Annotated in this window: 19 protein-coding genes; 13 read left to right on the top strand and 6 right to left on the bottom strand. The window is 51.3% G+C overall.

The genetic code is table 11. The annotated features are described in order from the left end of the window. Positions 1-81 precede the first annotated feature (81 nt). Positions 82-951, top strand: a complete 870-nt coding sequence (locus INT19_RS04295; protein ID WP_193059845.1) for a LysR family transcriptional regulator — start codon at positions 82-84, stop codon at positions 949-951. Between the two features lie 5 nt (positions 952-956). Here INT19_RS04295 and INT19_RS04290 read toward each other — a convergent pair whose 3' ends face one another. Both INT19_RS04290 and INT19_RS04285 read right to left on the bottom strand, forming a co-directional pair. After that, complete coding sequence (locus INT19_RS04290) at positions 957-1,556, bottom strand: class I SAM-dependent methyltransferase (RefSeq protein ID WP_193059863.1); 600 nt, start codon at positions 1,554-1,556, stop codon at positions 957-959. Positions 1,557-1,594: 38 nt separating this feature from the next. Further along, positions 1,595-2,527, bottom strand: a complete 933-nt coding sequence (locus INT19_RS04285) for a LysR family transcriptional regulator (RefSeq protein WP_193059844.1) — start codon at positions 2,525-2,527, stop codon at positions 1,595-1,597. A gap of 115 nt (positions 2,528-2,642) precedes the next feature. Between INT19_RS04285 and INT19_RS04280 the strand changes: the two genes are divergently transcribed. The 4 genes from INT19_RS04280 to INT19_RS19370 are packed head-to-tail and all read left to right on the top strand — an operon-like array spanning position 2,643 to position 5,576. Then, positions 2,643-3,836 (top strand): M20 aminoacylase family protein, encoded by a 1,194-nt coding sequence (locus tag INT19_RS04280; RefSeq protein WP_193059843.1) that lies wholly within the window; start codon positions 2,643-2,645, stop codon positions 3,834-3,836. Between the two features lie 48 nt (positions 3,837-3,884). Further along, a complete protein-coding gene (locus INT19_RS04275) occupies positions 3,885-4,109 on the top strand; it encodes a DUF3311 domain-containing protein (RefSeq protein ID WP_054641024.1) in 225 nt (74 codons plus the stop codon). Next, entirely contained in the window at positions 4,102-4,917 is an 816-nt protein-coding gene (locus INT19_RS19375; RefSeq protein ID WP_226924472.1) for a sodium:solute symporter family protein, read from the top strand. The genes INT19_RS04275 and INT19_RS19375 overlap by 8 nt, the downstream gene beginning before the upstream one ends. Next, a complete protein-coding gene (locus tag INT19_RS19370; RefSeq protein WP_319022181.1) occupies positions 4,866-5,576 on the top strand; it encodes a sodium:solute symporter family transporter in 711 nt (236 codons plus the stop codon). Before INT19_RS19375 ends, INT19_RS19370 begins: the two co-directional genes overlap by 52 nt. A gap of 104 nt (positions 5,577-5,680) precedes the next feature. Here the strand turns inward: INT19_RS19370 and INT19_RS04265 are convergent, their stop codons facing one another. Beyond that, complete coding sequence (locus INT19_RS04265; protein WP_319022180.1) at positions 5,681-6,616, bottom strand: LysR family transcriptional regulator; 936 nt, start codon at positions 6,614-6,616, stop codon at positions 5,681-5,683. A 67-nt stretch (positions 6,617-6,683) separates the two neighbouring features. On the opposite strand from INT19_RS04265, the gene INT19_RS04260 reads away from it, so the two are divergent. Then, complete coding sequence (locus tag INT19_RS04260) at positions 6,684-7,667, top strand: aldo/keto reductase (protein WP_193059841.1); 984 nt, start codon at positions 6,684-6,686, stop codon at positions 7,665-7,667. Between the two features lie 24 nt (positions 7,668-7,691). On the opposite strand, the gene INT19_RS04255 is transcribed toward INT19_RS04260, so the two are convergent. Continuing rightward, positions 7,692-8,495 carry an AraC family transcriptional regulator gene (locus INT19_RS04255; RefSeq protein WP_193059840.1) on the bottom strand — a complete coding sequence of 268 codons (804 nt, stop codon included), beginning with the start codon at positions 8,493-8,495 and terminating at the stop codon, positions 7,692-7,694. Between the two features lie 92 nt (positions 8,496-8,587). Between INT19_RS04255 and INT19_RS04250 the strand changes: the two genes are divergently transcribed. From INT19_RS04250 to INT19_RS04220, 7 genes are all read left to right on the top strand, one after another. Further along, entirely contained in the window at positions 8,588-9,982 is a 1,395-nt protein-coding gene (locus INT19_RS04250) for an SLC13 family permease (RefSeq protein WP_193059839.1), read from the top strand. A 373-nt stretch (positions 9,983-10,355) separates the two neighbouring features. Continuing rightward, on the top strand, positions 10,356-10,904 hold the full coding sequence (locus tag INT19_RS04245) for an adenylate kinase (protein WP_125750406.1): 549 nt from the start codon (positions 10,356-10,358) through the stop codon (positions 10,902-10,904). A gap of 244 nt (positions 10,905-11,148) precedes the next feature. Continuing rightward, the gene (locus INT19_RS04240) at positions 11,149-12,084 is read left to right on the top strand and encodes a glycerophosphodiester phosphodiesterase family protein (RefSeq protein WP_193059838.1); all 936 of its coding nucleotides are present in this window, start codon (positions 11,149-11,151) and stop codon (positions 12,082-12,084) included. A 437-nt stretch (positions 12,085-12,521) separates the two neighbouring features. Continuing rightward, on the top strand, positions 12,522-13,046 hold the full coding sequence (locus tag INT19_RS04235) for a hypothetical protein (RefSeq protein WP_226924470.1): 525 nt from the start codon (positions 12,522-12,524) through the stop codon (positions 13,044-13,046). Beyond that, positions 13,015-14,250 carry a hypothetical protein gene (locus tag INT19_RS04230; RefSeq protein WP_198349029.1) on the top strand — a complete coding sequence of 412 codons (1,236 nt, stop codon included), beginning with the start codon at positions 13,015-13,017 and terminating at the stop codon, positions 14,248-14,250. Before INT19_RS04235 ends, INT19_RS04230 begins: the two co-directional genes overlap by 32 nt. Positions 14,251-14,273: 23 nt before the next feature. Beyond that, on the top strand, positions 14,274-17,144 hold the full coding sequence (locus INT19_RS04225) for a bifunctional diguanylate cyclase/phosphodiesterase (protein WP_193059837.1): 2,871 nt from the start codon (positions 14,274-14,276) through the stop codon (positions 17,142-17,144). A 26-nt stretch (positions 17,145-17,170) separates the two neighbouring features. After that, positions 17,171-17,974, top strand: coding sequence for a PEP-CTERM/exosortase system-associated acyltransferase (locus INT19_RS04220; RefSeq protein WP_193059836.1), 804 nt, complete (start codon positions 17,171-17,173; stop codon positions 17,972-17,974). Positions 17,975-18,006: 32 nt separating this feature from the next. On the opposite strand, the gene INT19_RS04215 is transcribed toward INT19_RS04220, so the two are convergent. Then, positions 18,007-18,636 (bottom strand): hypothetical protein, encoded by a 630-nt coding sequence (locus INT19_RS04215; RefSeq protein ID WP_193059835.1) that lies wholly within the window; start codon positions 18,634-18,636, stop codon positions 18,007-18,009. Between the two features lie 142 nt (positions 18,637-18,778). Next, on the bottom strand, positions 18,779-19,510 hold the full coding sequence (gene nfsA / locus INT19_RS04210) for an oxygen-insensitive NADPH nitroreductase (protein WP_193059834.1): 732 nt from the start codon (positions 19,508-19,510) through the stop codon (positions 18,779-18,781). Between the last annotated feature and the right edge of the window lie 82 nt (positions 19,511-19,592).

The raw sequence follows: 19,592 nt of genomic DNA, 5'->3' as shown, positions 1-19,592 counted from the left end.
CTCTTAAGATAGTTTCTGAGATGGCTCTTGAGATAGTTCTTGAGATGGATTTGAGACGGTGGTTGCTTAAGGGAGATGGGAATGCAGTTTAAATCATTGCGGCTGTTTATGGCGGTGGCAGAAACCGGCAGCTTTATGGCTGCCGCAAAGCAACTGCACACGGTGCAATCTAACGTGACCACTCATATCAAAAAACTTGAGGAGGAATTAGGCGCGCAGCTGGTTCATCGCGCGGGTGGCGTGCGCCTTACGTCTGCGGGGCTAGCGTTACTGGATTATGCAGAACGGTTGCTGGCAGTACATGACGAAGCATTAATGCTGTTTCAAAGCGCAGAGAACGCAACAGGCCAGCTGCGCTTGGGGTCGATGGAAACGACTATGGCGCTACGCCTTCCCCCGATACTGGCGGCCTATCATGCTGACTTTCCAGAGGTTGATATGACGCTGGCGACCGGCCCCACCGCCAGCTTGATCGAGAAGCTCATGGACGGTCAGGCGGATGGCGTGTTTGTGGCCGGCGCTATCGATCATCATCGCTATCATTCGCTCAAAGTCTTCAGCGAACAGCTTGTGCTGGTAAGTTCAGCCCCTATGACGAGCGTACCCAGCTCTGAAGAACTACTGACAGCAACGTTTCTCGCATTTCGCCAGGGATGTAGTTACCGGCAACGTATCGAATTACTGCTGGCATCTCAGGGAATAAATGCCGTGCGTGTTTTTGAGTTTGGCACGCTAGACGCCATGCTTGGTTGCGTAGCAGCCGGGATGGGGTACACCGTGCTGCCACGTATTATCATTGAAGCGCACCGGCACCGCTTCGGCATTCACGCGCTGGAACTACCCTCCGCCATTGCCAATATCGATACCTATTTTGTCACATCGGAACCCGCTACTTGGTCGCCTGCCTTAGCCCGTTTTGTCGATACGTTACACCAGCAAGCCGGGCTATAGACTCCTCATCCCTTCTGAACAATCAAGTACGCGTGCAGTTCAGGATGTTGGTCATACTCTAGGTGCTTGCATACTGTGCCAAGCTTTATCAGCAGGGATAAAAAGCCGTTAGTACCGAGCGATGAGTAGTAAACCGGTGGCCCCATGAAGCTGTCCGTGTGATCACCGAGTTCATCAGTGCCACCGAAGGAGAAGATAAAGACGCCACCTTCGCTCAGGCTATTAATAATCCTGGTTATCACAGCTTCCTGCTGAGCCAATGGAATATGCCAGATGCTATCCCACGCAGTAATGACATCGTATTTGCCCAGCGGTTGCCACTGACAAATATCCTGGTGGTGAAAAGTCACGTCTGGATGTTTCTGCTTAGCCAGCCGCACCATTTCAGCAGAAATATCCACCCCCTCTGGTGTAAAGCCTTCCTGCTGTAGCAGATCAATAAAACGTCCTGTGCAACCACAGCCAATATCCAGCGCCCTGCCTCGATTCTTCACAAACGCTAGCGCTCTTTTGTGCGCGTCTATACCGTTCGCGAGATTAAATTTTTCGCTCTGCCAGAGATGAGTGATCTGGTTGTATGCACGGCCAATATCGGTGGGGGGCATAGGTGTTTCCATATTATTAATTTCCATCAAGATGAACGTTACGCGCCAGCGTCATCATCAGTCGCCAAAGATTCTGTTTCGGCAATTTCGATCAGCCGGCGTACCGCCGACAACCCTGAATCCCTGCGCCACACCAGCATCAGAGGCAAAGCTAGCTTGAGATCCTTTAAGCGATGGCTTACCACCCCTTCTGGTGCCCCTGCCATGGTCATGGCCGGTAAAATACTGCAGCCCATGCCAGCAGCCACCAAACACAACATAGTAGCGTTGTCAGTTCCCTCCTGTACCACATGAGGCGTGAACCCCGCTCGCTGAAAGGCGTGAATCAGCTTGTCGTGATAGACCGGGGTGGCGCTACGATCAAACCAGATAAAGTTCTCGTCATTGAGCTCGGCTAGGTATCGCGGCGGGTGTCGCGCTAGGCGTGAGGTGGCACTGGTAACCAATACGAGATGATCTTCATACAAGCAATGGCTACAGAGGCTGTCATCGTCTTCCGGAGGGAAGAACAACATGCCAGCATCCAGCCTCCCACGGCGAATTGCATCGACCTGAGGCCCCGAAAGCAGCGACTCCACCTTCAGCGTGACCTCAGGATATTGCTCGCGGAAACGGTTGAGCAAACCGATTATCTGCGGCACCCATAAGTGCATCACCGTCACCCCCAGACGCAACTCACCGAATTGGCCGTCGGCGATGCGCCGTGCATTGCGCTTGGCCTGTTCGAATTCGCCAAGCAAACGCCGGGTATCACGGTAGAACGATTCGCCTGCGGCGGTCAGGCGAACGCCATGCCGTGAACGAGTTAGCAACGTGGTACCGACCTCATCTTCAAGCAGCAGCAATTGACGTGACAGGGCTGGCTGAGCAAGTGGTATCCGTCGTGCTGCTGAGGAGATAGCTCCCTCCTCTACGACGGTCTGAAAATATTTTAAGCGTTTGAAGTCCATCTCATTCCCATTGAATGACACGCCGCGGCTCTTTCCATCCAATATAAGCATGGAAAGCTAATAAAAAAACTATTTTCTCTATGCCACCGAAACAACCAAGATGAATTGGTCCATCCAACAACTATGCGAATCGACTATGACAAAACTCATCAACGCAAATTTCTTCGAGCGTCACCACGCCGAGCTGACCCAAATGCGGCACGAGCTGCATCGTCACCCAGAGCTAGGGTTTCAGGAACATGCCACGGCTAAGCGCATCGCTGAAGAACTAGAACGTCTCGGTTTGACCTTTGAAACTGGCATCGGCAAAACCGGTATCGTTGCGACTGTCACCGGTGATCAGCCCGACAATGGACGCCAGATTGGTCTACGCGCCGATATGGACGCTCTACCGATCCAAGAGCTTAGCGAGCACAACCACACATCCGAAGTGCCCGGTCGCATGCATGCCTGCGGCCATGATGGTCACACGACCCTGCTGCTTGGCGTCGCCCGCTACCTGGCTGAACACCGCGACTTCGCTGGCACCATTCACCTAGTCTTTCAGCCCGCAGAAGAGGGCTTAGGTGGTGGCCGGGCAATGGTTGAAGAGGGGTTGTTCGAGCGCTTTCCTATGCAGGCCATCTACGCCCTGCACAACTGGCCTTCTCTGCCTGCTGGCCAAGTGGCCGTCCGCTCAGGTGCCATCATGGCAGCCACCGATCGGCTCGATATCCGGGTACGCGGAAAAGGGGGCCATGGAGGCGTCAACCCACACCTATCGACAGATCCTGTACGTATGGCGGGTGCCCTGATTCAAAATCTACACTCCGTGGTCGCCCGTGATATTAATCCTCTCTCCCCCGCGGCCCTCAGCCTGTGTGGATTGCAGGGGGGCGATATTGACGGTTTCGCCATTATTCCCGATGAAGTACGCATCAGCGGTACAGCACGAAGCCTTGATGCCGACACTCAGGATCGTATTGAGCATGCTGTTCGCCGTGTTTGTGAAGGGGTGGCCATTGCCCATGGCGGCGACATTGAGGTCGACTACCAACGCATATTCCCAGCGACGGTCAATAGCGAGGCGGAAACCCGCCACGTGGAATCCTGCGTAGTGCAAACACTCGGCGAAGCTGCCCTGGTGCGCGACGTCGACCCTAGCCTTGGCGGCGAAGATTTCTCCTTCATGCTGCAGCGCTGTCCAGGAGCCTACTTCTTCCTCGGTACAGCCAAGGATGAAGCCACCGCACCATTACACAACGCTCGTTACGACTTTAACGACGACATTATTCCCACTGGTTGCCAACTACTGTTGGCCATCGGCCTCGGCGCACTCGCTGCCGCCTAAACGAGGCCTGCTCTACTACCGATAACACCACAATAATGAGGTATGCATATGAAATCCCGCCCCTCGCTTCCCCCTAGGGGATTGCTGATTTACTTCACTATCTGTGCGCTGGCGATGATCTGGCCTGGCGCATTAGTAGCCAACCGCATCGAACCGATGGTGATTGGCTTGCCCTTCTTCATGTTCTGGTACGTCGCTTGGGTCTTTGTCCTATTTGTGGGACTAGTGATTGCCTATCGCCATGATGCCGCACAGGAGGTGAACGATGAGTGATTCACTGCTGATCACTACCATCACCCTAGCCTACCTGCTGATCGTTCTAGCGGTGGGCCTGCGAGCAAGGCATAACCAGAGTTCGTCTTTGGAAGGCTACGTCGCTGGTGGGCGCCACATGGGGCTGCTGGTGCTGTTTTTCATTCTCGGAGCGGAGATATTCTCTGCTTTCGCCTTTCTTGGAGCTCCCGGCTGGGCCTACAGTAAAGGGGCGCCGGCACTCTATATCATCGCCTACCTGGCGCTCGCTGTGATTGTATGGTGGTTAATCGCGCCACACATTTCGCGGCTTGGCCGTCGCCATGGTTTTCTGACCCAGGCGGAGTTCCTCTCTGCCTGTTATCCAACTCGGGGGAATCTGCTGGGGCTGTTCATCGGTGTGGTCAGCGTACTGGCGATGATCCCCTACCTAACTATTCAGATCGCGGGTGCGGGACTGCTCTTCGAGGCGGCAACCTCAGGCACCATTCCGTTCTGGCTCGGCAGCTTACTGGCCTGTGGCGTGGTGGCGGCTTATGTCTATGCGAGCGGCTTACAAGGCATCGGCTGGACCAACTTGCTCCAGGGCGTGATGATGGTGGGTGTCGCGTGGTTTCTAGGCTTGGCAACGGCTGACCAGTTCTTTGGTGGAGTCGGTGAAATGTTCCGCGAACTGCAGCGCGAAGCGCCGGAATATCTAACCATGCCCGGTGCTGGCGGTATGGGCTGGGGAGCCTTCTCGACAGCCATCCTAGTAAGTGCTCTAGGTTGCGTAATGTGGCCGCACATTTTCATGAATTTTATAGTGCGCGCAGTGAGCGAACCCTGAAACAGGTGTTCGTACTCTATCCACTTTATAGCTACTTGCTGGTGCCATTGCTGGTTATCGGCTTCGCAGGAGTATTACTACTCGAAGATAGCCCGCTCGACTCTGCTGATCGCGTGCTGTTGACGTTAGTGGTCGAACTAGCTGACTTCCCTGCGTGGCTAATCGGTATAGCCCTCTCCGGCGCGCTGGCCGCGGCAATGTCTACGGCTGCCAACTTGGCTCATACCTCCGCCACTATTCTGGTAAGAGACGTGGGGCAGCACCTGCCCGTGCTGCGTGGTATATCTGATGACAAGGCACTCAGGCTGACTCGCTACGGTGTGGTGGTAATCTCCTTAGCAGCCTACTTGCTAGCCCTAGCCAACCCTGGCTCATTGGTTGGCTTGTTACTCGGCGCCTATGGCATCGTGGTGCAGTTGCTGCCGATGCTGCTTGGCGCACTATTCTGGCGGCGAGCATCACGCTCTGGTGCCTTTGCAGGTTTAGCAGTAGGCGCGGCCCTAACCCTATTGTTCCAGTTTGGGGTCAGTACTCCATTCGGCTGGCACGCTGGCTTCTGTGGCCTAGTCGTCAATACCGTAGTATTCATCGGCGTGAGTCTCGTGACACACAGTGCATCATCGTACTCACCGGCTCAGGCTCTCAGCTCCAAAGGCTGACGCTTGGCTTTAACGCTCTCTCCTGGCTACGGGAATCCTGGCTACCGAGACCCTGGCTACGGAGAGGGCGTTGATGGCATCAATTAGAGCCATATCCCCATTTTTCAGCCCATGCTCAAGCGAGCATGGTTACTGGCGACCAGTTCAATAAGAAAGTCCGCCACAGCACGGGTTCGGCGTGACTGTGTCAGGTCTGTTTGGATAACGAGGTAAATAGGCTGATCCACGCCAAGATCAGAAGCAATACAGACTAATCCCGCTTCCTGAGCCAAAAAGTGCGGTAGTACTGCAATACCTAGCCCTGCTTTAGCTGCGGCGACTTGAGTTGCCAAAGAGGTAGTGGTTAACGCTGGCTCTCGCCCTTGTAGAACGCGCTCGACCCACTGTGCTGCAGGCAAATGGGCCTGCGCCTCCCCCCAGGTGATAAAAGCATCCATATCGTAGTCGCCAGTATCAAGCGCTGTTTTACGCTGCGCCGCATAGGCTGAGCTAGCGTAAAGCCCATAGCCTAAGGAACCCAAGCGGCGAAGGGTGACATTACCGCGCTCGGGTTTGACCATTCTGAGGGCTAAATCAGCATCACGACGGTGTAGATTGGCCGTCGAGATATCCGTCACTAGCTCAAGCGTAATACCAGGGTACTGACGCTGAAATTGCGCAAGCGCAGGTAGAATCAATGCCGTTGCCAAATTCTCTGCGGTAGCCAAACGCACTCTACCAGTCAGCTGTGAGTGGCGGGAAACATCGGTGGTAAACGCCACCGCAGCCGCTACCAGTGCTTCCGCTTTCTCGACCAGCCCTGCGCCCTCCTCGGTCAGTTGGTAGCCCGACTGTTGGCGCACAAATAGCGGTAGCTGCAGCGCTTTTTCCAGCCGTTCAATACGTCGGGAGAGCGTCGCAATGCCCAAATGCAGTTCCGCGGCGGCACCACTCAGCGTGCCGTGACGAGCCACATCCAAAAAGGCGCGGGTGTCATCCCACACCCACCCACGGGGCATCTGCTTTTCAAAACCGGAAAACGGCTTATCGAACTCGTTCATTTTTTTCATTATGGGATAGTGCCACGCTGTCACTCCGCTACTCAAGAACGGTTCACGGAGAGACAGCATGCAACAACGTACACTTGGCACCGACCTTTCTATTTCCGCCATTGGCCTGGGCTGCATGGGCATGAGCGAATTCTACGGCCCCCGGGATGACAGTGAATCGCTACGCGTATTAGCGCAGGCAGTGGAGCTGGGCATCAACTTTTTTGATACGGCAGATATGTACGGGCCGCACCATAACGAAGAGCTTATTGGCCGCTTTCTGGCCAAGCATAAGCCGCAAGTGCGTATCGCAACCAAGTTTGGCATTGTGCGCAAGCCCGGTGAGTATCAACGACGCCTGGACAACAGCGCCGAGTATGCGCGCAAGGCCTGCGAGGCATCGCTGCGACGGTTAGGGGTCGAGCAAATCGATCTCTACTACGTCCATCGCGTAACCCCGGATGTGCCTATTGAAGAGACCATGGAAGGACTCACCCAGCTAGTCAAAGAGGGAAAAATTGCCCATATCGGCCTGTGCGAGGTCAGCGCTGACACCTTGCGCCGCGCCCATGCAGTGCATCCGATTACCGCCGTCCAAACCGAGTATTCGCTTTGGACACGCGACGTAGAGCAAGCGGTGCTCCCTACCTGCCAAGAGCTAGGCATCGGTTTTGTGCCCTACTCGCCATTAGGCCGGGGGTTTTTAACGGGAAGATTTCAGGACACGACGGATTTCGAAGAAGGTGATTTCCGTCCTAACTTGCCGCGCTTTTCAGATCAAGCCATAAGTACCAACCGCCGAATCGCCGACGTGATTGGTCGAGTGGCCGCCGACAAAGGCTGCACACCCGCACAGCTTTCGCTCGCCTGGCTACTGTCTAAAGGCCCCAATATCGTGCCAATTCCAGGAACTAAGCGGCTGCGTTATCTTGAAGAGAATGCAGCTGCAACGGCTATCACTCTGACCCCAGATGAACAACGCCAGTTGGAAGCAGCCACTGCTCGCATTCCGGTCATCGGTGAGCGCTACACGCCGGAAGGCATGAAAGGGGTTAATGCATGAGACAACTAACGCCTAATCGCCGCATTATTGGCAGCGGGCGCGGACTTGAGGTGTATAGCCAAACTCCGTTTTGAAGGCAGCCACAAAACTGCTGACGCTTTTATAGCCTACCGTATAGGCCACTGCGGTTGAGCTTTCGCCTCTATCCAGGGCTTCAAGCGCATTCATCAACTTGAAGCGGGTACGCCATTGGCGAAAGGTCAGCCCGGTGTCGGACTTAAATAGTCTTTCTAGCGTTCGTACACTCGCCCCGGCAAGGCCCGCCAGCTCAGCTAATGTGTGGCGATTATCCGGGTGGTTGACCATGTGGCTGATGATACGTCGCAACCGCGGGTCAGCCCCAGCAGGTAGCGACAAATTCTCAGCGGGTAGACTATTTAGTTCATCAATAGCGACTAGACCTAGGCGCGTCGTGCTGGCATCGCCGTCGCGACACTTTAGGGAATCGTTTAGCCTTAGCACAATCTCGCGCATCAACGTGCTCATCGCCACCATCACCACATGGGTGTCCTGATCACGTGCCCTGCAAGTAGGATCAATGTAGAGGTTGCGGGTTTCCACCAGCGTTTCACAACTCACTTGGTGGAGACAGCCACTGGGTATCCACACGCCGTGAGTAGAGGGTACAACCCACACCGCTTGTTCACTGGTAACACGCAGCACGCCGTGTTTAGCCCATAGCAATTGCCCGCGTGGGTGAGCGTGCGGCAATACCCCGGTTTCAGCCTGCATACTGCGAGCGCGAGTCAATACAGGGCGACTAGGATCGAGGACAAACGCTATATCACTGGGTGGCGACATTGTCGCCTTATCGCTATTTATTGTCATATCTTGCCCTCAACACGTCAGCATGCAGGCGCTATTGTAGGTCCAGCTGCGCGCACCGCGCAATTGAGTTCATCGCCACCAGGACCCCCTTCATGCGCCGTTCACTTCGCTTTTCCCACGCAATAACAGCAGCGGCTTTATTGGTGGCTTTGTTATTGGCATTTTTTCCCTTAACGGGCAATCCAGCGGCATTTTCTTACAGCGCTGGCATGGTACTGCTCACGCTGGTGCTGTGGAGTACCGGCATACTCCCCCCATTTCTGACTGGCCTGATCTTTTTCGCGCTGGTTAGTGTCTTTGGTCTGCTAGCGCCGGAGCAACTATTCGCCGGGTTTGGCTCAACAGCCGTGTGGATGGTTATTTCCGGGTTTGTAATTGGTTCTGCCATTACATCAAGCAAACTTGGCGATCGACTAGCGGCCGTATTGGCGCCGCTTCTAACGGCAAGCTATCCACGGCTGATTGGGGGATTAGTGTTAACCGCCGTAGCATTAGGCTTTGTGATGCCCTCTTCAGCGGGTCGAGCAGTGGTATTGATTCCTATTGGTTTAGCATTGGCTGAACGAGTGGGCTTTGAGACGGGCAGCGCTGGCCGGCTGGGCGTAGCAACCGCTCTTGCTGCCGCTTGTAACATGCCAAGTTTTGCGGTACTTCCATCCAACCTCCCTAATATGATTTTGGCAGGTGCAAGTGAAAGTCTATATGGCATTCATTTTGGCTATGCGGAGTATCTACTTCTGCACTTTCCCATTTTGGGAGTGCTAAAAGCGCTATTAATCGTAGCGCTGGTAATAGTGGTATTTCCAGCCCGTATTGACCCACAGTTTAAGCAAGCCGTCGCTGAAACCAAATTTTCCGGCGATGCGACACAGCAAAAAAAAGTGGCTGTCATACTCGGCATTACGTTGCTGTTTTGGGTAACCGATACGCTACACGGCGTGAACCCGGCGTGGGTAGGACTGATGGCAGCGGTGGTGCTAATGATGCCAAAAGTCGGTGTCATGGCCCCGAAATCATTCAATGGAGCGACAGATTTTGGCACCGTGGTATTTGTGGCCGCCGCGTTGGGGGTGGGAACACTGGTAAATGTTTCGGGGATTGGCAATGTAATGGGCAAAGAGTTTAGTCAACTGCTGGAGACGAGCAACAGTAGCCCCTTCTGGGACTTTATGTCGCTTTCATTGATGGCCACCTTGACTGGAGTAGTCGCCACCACACCCAATGTAGCGACCATACTAACGCCCATGGCCAGCGAATTCGCCGCTGCTTCAGAACTCCCACTTTCTACGGTGCTAATGACTCAAGTGGTAGGTTTTTCCACCGTCATCTTTCCTTATCAGGTGGCGCCCTTGATTATGGCCATGCAGCTATCTAAAGAGCCTCTGAGCCAATTGTTGAAAATCATCATTCCATTAGCGCTAATAACGATCTTACTATTGATCCCATTAGACTACCTTTGGTGGCGACTGTTGGGCTGGGTGGGTTAGAGGCACCCAGTAACGATTGCTCTAGCCCAACGAAGGAGCAATTTCCTCAAACAATCTCATCAATTGAGCGCCTTCCATTCAGCAGCACATACTCCTGGCAGCACATACTCCTGGCAGCACATACTCCTGGTAGTCATACCGGGAATATGTGCCAACGACTAGCACCGTCATTGCTCTTCTTGAATGGTCTCTTATCGGTAATTGCAGGCGTTTTTGAGTCATTCAACCTTTATAGAGCGGCATCCTGAAAAAGCCGCTTAGCAGGTCCCAAATGTTGGTAACTCTCTGTGAGCCTTTGAGTTTCTTTTCTCAAGTGCACTTGCCCGTGTTTAGAACACTCTTTAAACTACTGCGCCGCCCAGGAGATACCCCCATGAAAATCAATGTGGTCGGCACTAGTGGTAGTGGCAAAAGCACACTGGCAAAACAGCTCTCAGTAGCGCTGGATACGTCTTACATTCAGCTTGATCAGCTGTTTTGGCGCGCTAACTGGGAAGGCACACCCGACGATGTTTTTTTCGCTAAGCTGGAGGAGGCACTGTCAGTCTCCACCCAAGGGTGGGTATTGGATGGCAACTTTGATCGCACGCGGCCAATTAAGTGGCGCGATGTCGATATGGTGGTGTGGATCGATTTCCCCTTCTGGCGTGTCTTCAGCCAAGCCTGCTCACGAGCGATAAAGCGCATTATTAGCAAAGAAGAGATCTGGCCCGGCACAGGAAACCGCGAAAGCTTTCGCCAAACATTTTTAAGCCGTAATTCAGTATTGCTCTGGTCGCTTAAAACATGGCATCAAAACCGCAAACGTTACTTCGCCGATATGATTGATCCACGCTACGCCCATATTCAGTTTGTACGCTTAACGTCGCGTAAAGAAGCGCAGATACTCGTGGATAACCTTCACCGCAATGCCACTATCTAAACAATCTAAACAATCTAAACAATCTAAACTAGCTAAACTAGCTAAACTAGACGAGGCAGGTGTCTACACCTGCTCTGTGTGCACTATCTGTGCGTATTAACAGTGGCTTGCTGCAACTTATTTTATAAGCCGCCTAGCTGCGCTAAGCGACTTACCATAAAACCTTGGGAGGGTATGCGCAGTTTGGCATTTACGCTTACGGGCATGTAGGATAATTGAACAATTGTTCAATTAAGGGTTTTATATGCAACGTTATTCGTTGGTTGCCGTGCTATCTCTGGGTCTTTTTGCTGGTGCTACTACGTCCACTGCACTCGCAGAGACAACGCCACTGGAGCAGCAGCTAAAGGATCTGGAGTCGTTCCAGGTAATCGCGCATCGCGGTGCCAGCGGACATGCGCCGGAAAGCACCATGGCAGCCTATGAACTGGCCCATGAGTGGGGAGCTGATTACCTGGAACTGGACGTTCAGATCACCTCCGATGGTGAGTTAGTGGTATTCCATGATGATGCCATCGATCGCACCAGTGACGGCGAAGGCAATATTCATGATTACACGCTAGAAGAGCTAAAGGCGCTTGATACCGGCACCTGGTTTAACGACGCCAATGTCGATAAGGCAGACCCGGCCTTTGCAGGAGCGCAAATACTCACACTGGAAGAGCTATTTGAGCGCTTTGGTCACGATGCTCGTTACTACATTGAAACCAAATCCCCTCTCTTAAACCCTGGTTTAGAAGAAGCCTTGGTTGAGGCGCTTGAAGAGCATGACATGATTGCAAATGGTCGGGTGCTGGTGCAATCGTTTGAGCAGGGTAGTCTCCTCAAACTACGTGAGCTTAATCAGCATATCCCCCTCATCCAGTTGGTATGGTACTCGCCCAGCGAGGAAGATAATGATCGTTTAGTGGAGTGGACAGGTGTTACTCCAGCGCCAGCAGACATCACTGACGAAGACTTTCAGGCTATCAAAGAGTACGCGGTGGGTATCGGCACGAATGTGACGTATAACGGCGAAGACGTTATTGATGCTGATTTTATTCGCCAAGCTCAAGAGAATGGCCTTCCAGTTCATGTTTACACCATCAATGAAGTTGATGAGATGAAGCGTTTACAGGACTGGGGCGTCAACGGTTTGTTTACCGATTACGCTGATCGGCTTCTTGAACTCGCGGACTAACCCATCGTTGGCTCGTCATTGTACGCTCGGCTTTGGCCGAGCGTTTTAGTTGATCGGGGTGAATCCGAGCATCCCCTCTCAGCCTTGATAGCAATTAGCATCAGCTTAACTATCAAGAAGTAGATCTATTGAACGCGTGTATTTAGCGCTTCAAGCACTGCCCTCGTGTGTCATCGTCAATCAACCTTGCGAGCGGTATTTCCAGACGATACATACTTTCGTCGCAGGTCGTTTCGTTGATTGTGATGTAGGTAAGATCAACAAAATTGATGTAGGGTTTAAAAATTGTGCAGTTTCGACTTACCGCTGCCGAGCCGAGGTTCAAAAATTTATCTTCCATCACACAAAATATTTATACAAAAACAGTTTGCCTCTAGAGGCTGAAGAGGAGTAAGCGTCATCATTTCACACACATATAGCGTGCTAGCACGAATGGTATGCTGCATGGGCTTGGCGTTCAGCAGGCGATGGACAAGACTCGCGCTATGCCGTCTCTTTACTTGATACGTATCGCTTGCCAACAAATCACACGGGGCCTTATTGGGTTAGTGCTGGCTTTTCTTCTTGCCGAACAAACCCATGCACAATCCGTTGATCAAGACGCAACCATACTTCTAGTGGCGCACCCAGCGGTAGCCACGCAATGGCTAAACCGTGACACAACGCGGGCGATATTTGCCATGCGGCAACGTACATGGCCTGACGGCGATGCCGTACAGGTATTTGTGCTGCCAAACCGAGATCCTGTACATGCGCGTTTCACCAAAGAGCAGCTCGCCGTTTATCCACATCAGCTACAACTGGCATGGGATCGCATGGTGTTTTCTGGCATGGGGCAAGCGCCTAATCGCGTTGCTGATCAGCTCGAAATGCGCGAGAAGATTGCGAATACTCCTGGCGCGCTGGGATATCTTGAAAGGGAGTATCTGGATGAAAATGTCCAAGTTATTTCAATGGAATGAACATTTTTCCGTTATCCGCAGACCCACTATAGCCATACTCACAAGTTTGCTCGCACTACCTGTTTGCTCGTCTGCCTGGGCAAACGAAAGCGTGCTCGACACTCTGCAAGTACATGGTTTCCTGAGTCAGGCACTTATCATTACCGACGATAACGATTTCTTCGGTCGCAGCAGTGAGAATGCAGGAAGTTTGGAGTATACCGAAATAGGTGTTAACGCTTCTATTCGCCCTCACCGCAATGTGCTGGTGGCCGCTCAGGTGCTTAGCCGTCGCGCTGGTGGTGAAACTAGTGATGCCATCCCAACGCTAGATTATGGCGTGGTGGATTATCAGATGGTTTCCAACCAGCAACGTACGCTTGGTCTTCAGGTAGGTAGATTTAAAAATCCCTTCGGTATTTATAACCAAACGCGTGACGTCGCTTTCACGCGCCCCAGCATCTTGTTGCCGCAATCAATCTATTTTGATCGAACTCGATCGTTGGGAATGGCTGGCGATGGCGCCAGTATTTATCATGAAGAGCGAACCCAGTCAGGCGTTTTTCGCTTTCAAGCAGGCGTCGGTAAAACTCGTATAGAAGACGATGTCGATCAAGCGCTTGGGCTGAAGCGTTTTCCAGGATCGTTACAAGCGGGCTCTTCTGCGATTGGCCAAATTCGCTATGAAGACAACGGTGGACACTTCCTAATGGCACTCAGCACCGCGAGTGCTAACGCCAACTATGAAGACGCTCAACCGCCACTAAATAATGGCAGCTTCCAGTTTCAGCCTTGGGTATTTTCATTGCAATACAATGACGAACTGTGGAGCTTAACCTCTGAGTATGCGCTGAGAACAATTGAACTGGATGGCTTTAATCCCGCCATCGACCAAAAGAAAACCGGTGAAAGCTGGTATGTGCAATATACGCGTCGTATGGACAATGATTGGCAGTGGTTAATTCGCTTTGATCGTTTGGTAAACGACAGAAATGACCGTTCAGGTACTCGCTACGAACAAAGTGGCTTGGGCCCTGCCCATTCCCAATTTGCTGATGACATTACCTTTGGCGTTCAGTGGACCCCCAGACCCAACCTAATGTTGGCAGGTGAATATCATCATGTGGATGGTACTGGTTGGCTACCCTTACATAAAGATGCGGATGCGTCTGAAACAAGCCGACATTGGAATATGCTGCTCTTCCAGCTTTCACTGCGCTTTTAGCATTACCTGAACGGGATACGCAGATGACCACACGTTCGTCCTCTAAAGCGCGCTACCGGCTTAGCTTGACTTGGCGTGTTATCGCGCTGAGCAGTCTATTACTGCTAGCGCTTGTGGCACTCTTTATCTGGTTAGGCCAATACCATCTCATGCAACAGTTAGAAAGTAGTCGGATGGAAAGCCATGAGCGGCAGCAGCGTGAGATAAGCTTGGCGATGCAACGCTCATCGGATAACTTACGTCAGTTGGCGGGCTTAACCGCTGCGGCGCCGGAGCTTGGAAGCGCGCTACAAGAGAATAACCAGGATGAGCTAGCTGAGGTGCTCAGAGCACAGTGGCCTTCTCTGCAATTAGAAGCGGGGATTGATGAAATCTTTGTTTTTAATACTCAAGGAACAAGAGTGGGTTACTCAGGTACCAACGACCCGCTCATTGATCTGCCCATTCAAGGCTGGATAGGTAGTGTACTGACCACAGAGTCCCCCATTACCACATTACGTTGCACTAGGACGTGCCAGCAGTTTGCTGCGGTTCCCGTTCTTATGGAAGGCGCTAGCATTGGAATGGTGGTGTTATCGCGCTCGCTTGCGGATGTTACGCGACAAGCTAAAGAAGTCTCCAATAGCGAAATAGCGCTGATGGTGACAGGGCGTATTACTGGCTCTCCTCCCCCCGAGGCGCTTCTACTGGAAGACTGGAACAGCCATATTCTAGCGCTTACAAACCGTGACCAGACACTCTCTTTACTTCAACGAGCATCTCAAGACGTCGTTCTGAATCAATTGGTTCACATGCCTTTTAGCCTTGAGTACATGAACCGGTATTTTGAATTAAGTGCCGTGTATATGGAGGAAGACGCCGACTGGCGCAGCACTGGGTATTTCCTGCTTATTTCCGATATCACTCCTCAGATCACCGCTATTCGTACAGCAACGAAGACACTACTTGTAGTGGGCTTAGTTGGCTGGTTAGCTGCCGAGCTATTACTGTTGATTATCCTATTGGGCCCAATGGCTCGACTACGGCGAGTCGCCGGCCTATTGCCTGCGCTGGCGAGTGGTGAGTTTCGTCGTGTAAGAGATAAACTACCATTGCCTCGGCGGCATTTTTCTAACGAAATTGATAGGCTGGAAGATTCAACCCGTGAGCTTTCCCACCAGCTAGAAGCACTGGAACAGAGTGTCCAAGAACATAGCGGACAGCTAGCCGAACGCGTTGATGAGCTAGCCAAAGAGCGTGATTTTGTTAATAGCCTACTCGACGCTGCACAGGTCTTTATTGTTGTTCAAAATAGTACAGGGCGTATCCAACTGATTAATGGCTACACGCTAGAAAGGTTAGGGCTAAAAGACGCAGATGTCATTGGGCGCCATTTCTCTGACATCTTTGATCAAAATGCTCACTTGGCATTGCCTAGTAACAATGCGGATGAAGCCAACAGCGAAAGTAATGCTAATGGCAGCACCGTGACTCATCCCAGTGCTTCCAACCAGGAAGAAAAGACATTTCAAACTCAGGATAGACGCTCTTTTACCGTCGTTTGGTACCACGCTTTTTTGTCGAACAGTAACAACCACGATGCCTCTAAGATATCCGTTGGGCTAGACATCACCGAACGTAAAGCTGCTGAGGCACGTTTAACGTGGCTTGCGGAACATGATCCATTAACGGAACTCTATAATCGTCGCTATTTCCAAGATGCCTTGAAGCGCACTATCACTAATCAAGCCAAAGGCGCTGTTTTACTACTAGACCTAGACCAGTTTAAAGAGATCAATGAGCTCAGTGGCCACCATGTAGGCGACCGTCTATTACGAGAAGTTGCTGATACGCTTTTTTTAAACCTCAGTCAGCGAAGCATTATTGCCCGCCTCGGTGGTGATGAATTTGCCCTTCTGCTGGAAGATATTAGCAGTGAACAAGCAATTAACGTGGCTGAGTACATTGCTCAGTTGTTGGACGGCCTTAGCTTTTCAGCCGCAGAAAGAAAGCATCATGTTTCCGCCAGCATTGGTATCGCGCTATTCCCTGTTAATGGGCAGACACCGGCTGACCTGTTAGCTAGCGCCGATATGGCCATGTACAAAGCAAAAGAGAGTGGTAATCAGCATTGGTACCTTCTCAAGCAGGCGGAAAATGCTAAAGATGAACTTCAAGAACGCGTCTTTTGGGTAGAGCGGCTGCACAAGGCACTAGAAAACGACGAATTTGAACTGTGGGCGCAGCCCATTGTGCGGCTGAAAGACCGCGATATTAAGCATTACGAAGTATTGCTACGTATGCGCAATGACGATGGTAGCTTAGTCTCTCCGGCACAGTTTATACCTGTTGCTGAACAAAGCGGTTTAATTGTTCAAGTTGACCGTTGGGTGCTGCGCCATAGCTTAGCAGCACTGGCAACGCTACAAAAAGAGGGCTTGTCGTTGGCTGTAAATTTATCAGGCCAGTCTTTACATGATTTAGGTTTAAAACAGTTCCTGGCAGATCAATTAAAAACCAGTGGCGCTGATCCCCATCATCTCATTTTAGAAGTAACAGAGACCGCTGCTATCACAGATTTCTCAACAGCGCGCAACGTGCTGCAAACCGTAAGGGATTTAGGTTGCCGAACAGCACTCGATGACTTTGGGATTGGATTTAGCAGCTTTCACTATCTTAGTCAGCTCCCTGTGGACTATATTAAAATCGATGGCTCTTTTATTCGCAGCTTACTTATCGATACGGATAGCCACACGCTTGTCAAAGCGATTGCCGATATAGCAAGAGGCTTCGGTAAGCAGACTATTGCTGAATTTGTAGATCAAGAAGCACTGATACCTGTTCTTCTTTCATATGGCATTCAGTATGGACAGGGCTATCATCTAGGGAAACCTGAAAAAATTCGACTTTGGTAAGTGCCGCACTCAGAAGGAAGCAACAGATGCTAGCAGGGAAAACCACCCAAGAGAGTGAGTTTGACGATAAAAGTAATCATAAGGGAATGATTGACAAATTTATCGACGAATATCATTTTTTTATTGCTAACACCGACGACCAAAAACGGCGCGCCTTTCGGCTACGGCATGATGTTTTCTTAAAAGAGTTCAACTATGAGATGCATGAAGATGAGGCACGTTTGTATGAGTCCGATGAGTACGATAATTACTCGACTCATTGCCTTATAGAACACAAACGTAGTGGCATTCTTGCAGGGTGCGTACGATTAGTCATGCCCTTGTCCAGTAACACTAATCCTCCTGATCATTTGCCTGTTCAAAACCAAGGGAAGCAGTTACTAAACCATCCTACATTAACGCCGTTTAAGCTACCGACCCTTGAAACGTGTGAAGTATCACGATTAGCCATTTCTAAAAATTTCAGAACGCGAAAATCTAGCACCCCAGAAGAAGCAGCAGATAAAGAAGTCGTTTTATTTTCACAAGATGAGGCAAAGACATTCTCACTCGTCGCCCTGGGCCTTTTTTTATGCACCTACTCTATCGTTGGCTTAACTAATCGCCGACATGTTTTTGCAATGATGGAACCTCGTCTTCCCCGCTTATTGGCGATATCAGGTTTTCAGTTTACCAAAGTGAGTGAGCCGATTGTGTATCATGGTACTCGCCATGCTTACTACATTGACTATCATGTGGCGAAACAAGAGATGAGTGAGCGCCTGATCCCGCTATACGAATATATCGTAAAAACATTAAAGCCTCAGATCGCTCACACATTTATCTCTTAACGCATTTTTTAAAATCCGGCTCGTTCACCGATTTAAGAAAGCGCCGTTTGCCGAAAATCATGAACTGAAATGCTGGCGAATTTTTCTAGAAAAAACACCAGTGTTTCAGGATACTGAAAGTAGCGCTCAAATGTCTCTTGCCCGTTTTTGCCACGCCGCGTCACTTTGGCATGATATTGACTGCCTACCTTAGTAACGTTAACGCTATTTTCTTGTTCACCTTCGTAATGAACAGCAGATAAAGGCGAAGCGCTATCAAGCATTTTTGCAAGCTGCTTTGCAGCATCTGCCTCTACAGGCGTTGCCCATAGTGGCTGATCACGTTTTCCATAGTGAAACAGCACTATGACCAGCATTACGGAGAAGATACTGCTTGTTAGCATCCAGGTAAGTGCAATGCTGGAAACGGGAAGGATGAAGATCACCAGCATCTGACCTACTGCCATGACTGCCAGCACCATGGCTAAGGGCTGCCACATACGGGGATTCATAAACCCACGTTTGAGTACGTAGCCCCACAGCCCTATCACGGCGAGCACTCCCAACACGAGGTGAGCCACAGCAAACGGTGTTCCCCCGCCTGAGAAAATGGCCATTAGCCCGATAAGTGGAAACAGGCTGTAAAAAGCTGCTAGCAGGTAATAAGCGCGCTGAAGATTCATCAATAGCTCCTTTTATTGTTATCGGCACTGCTTTTGGCATGCAACCAGTATAGATGAACGCGATTATCGTGCAGCGCAAGAAACCTGCTCTTTTAAACGCCTTGCCCCACGGTGATGAACTGCCTCATGCTCCGCTCGTTGGTTACTTCATTTCAAAGCCACGCTTCGCTAAAAAGTCACGCATGTGAGGACGCAGTTTTGAATCGAAGAGCGGCGTTAGATTATGCGACCAGTCAGTCGTTTTGTTACCCGTGCTGCGTGTTTGGTAGTATGCCTGCATAGTGCTGTCAAACGCCTCGACTTGCTCAGTATCTTCACGGTAAGTATCTTCCTTGAGAATAGCCTCTACCGGTAGACGCGGCTTAACCTCAGGGTCATGGGCCGGATAACCAAGGCACATACCAAACACCGGATAAACATGGTCAGGCAAGTGCAAAAGCTCGCTGATCGCCTGAGGATTATTGCGGATACCTCCGATATAACAAATGCCAAGCCCTTCAGACTCGGCGGCCACTGCAACGTTTTGTGCCACTAGAGCAGTATCAACGGTGGCGACCAATAGCTGCTCTGTCATACCTCGTTCAACGTTGGCACCTGTCCGTTCAGACGCCTCTGTCGGACGCTTCATATCCGCACAAAATACTAAAAAAACCGCGCTACTGGCGACATAGCCTTGGCCACCGGCGTATTCCGCGATTTTTTCGCGATTCGCTGAGTCGGTGACATTAATAATGGTGTAGGCCTGCACATGGCTTGATGTCGCTGCGGCCTGGCCCGCTTTGATGAGCTCTAACAGCAGCCCACGCGAAATCTTCTGATCGGTAAATTTGCGGATAGAGCGGTGGGATTGAAGCAGTTTGATAACATCATTCATTTCGTCTCGCCTCTTAATACTTGATATAACGGATATGACAACTAGAGTGCCCTGGTTCCATGCGTTTACTCCTGAATTCAGG

Source organism: Halomonas sp. 3A7M, from assembly GCF_014897875.1.
Classification (GTDB): domain Bacteria; phylum Pseudomonadota; class Gammaproteobacteria; order Pseudomonadales; family Halomonadaceae; genus Vreelandella.
The sequence above is the reverse complement of the archived record's forward strand: the minus strand, read 5'-3'. Positions and strand labels throughout refer to the sequence as shown.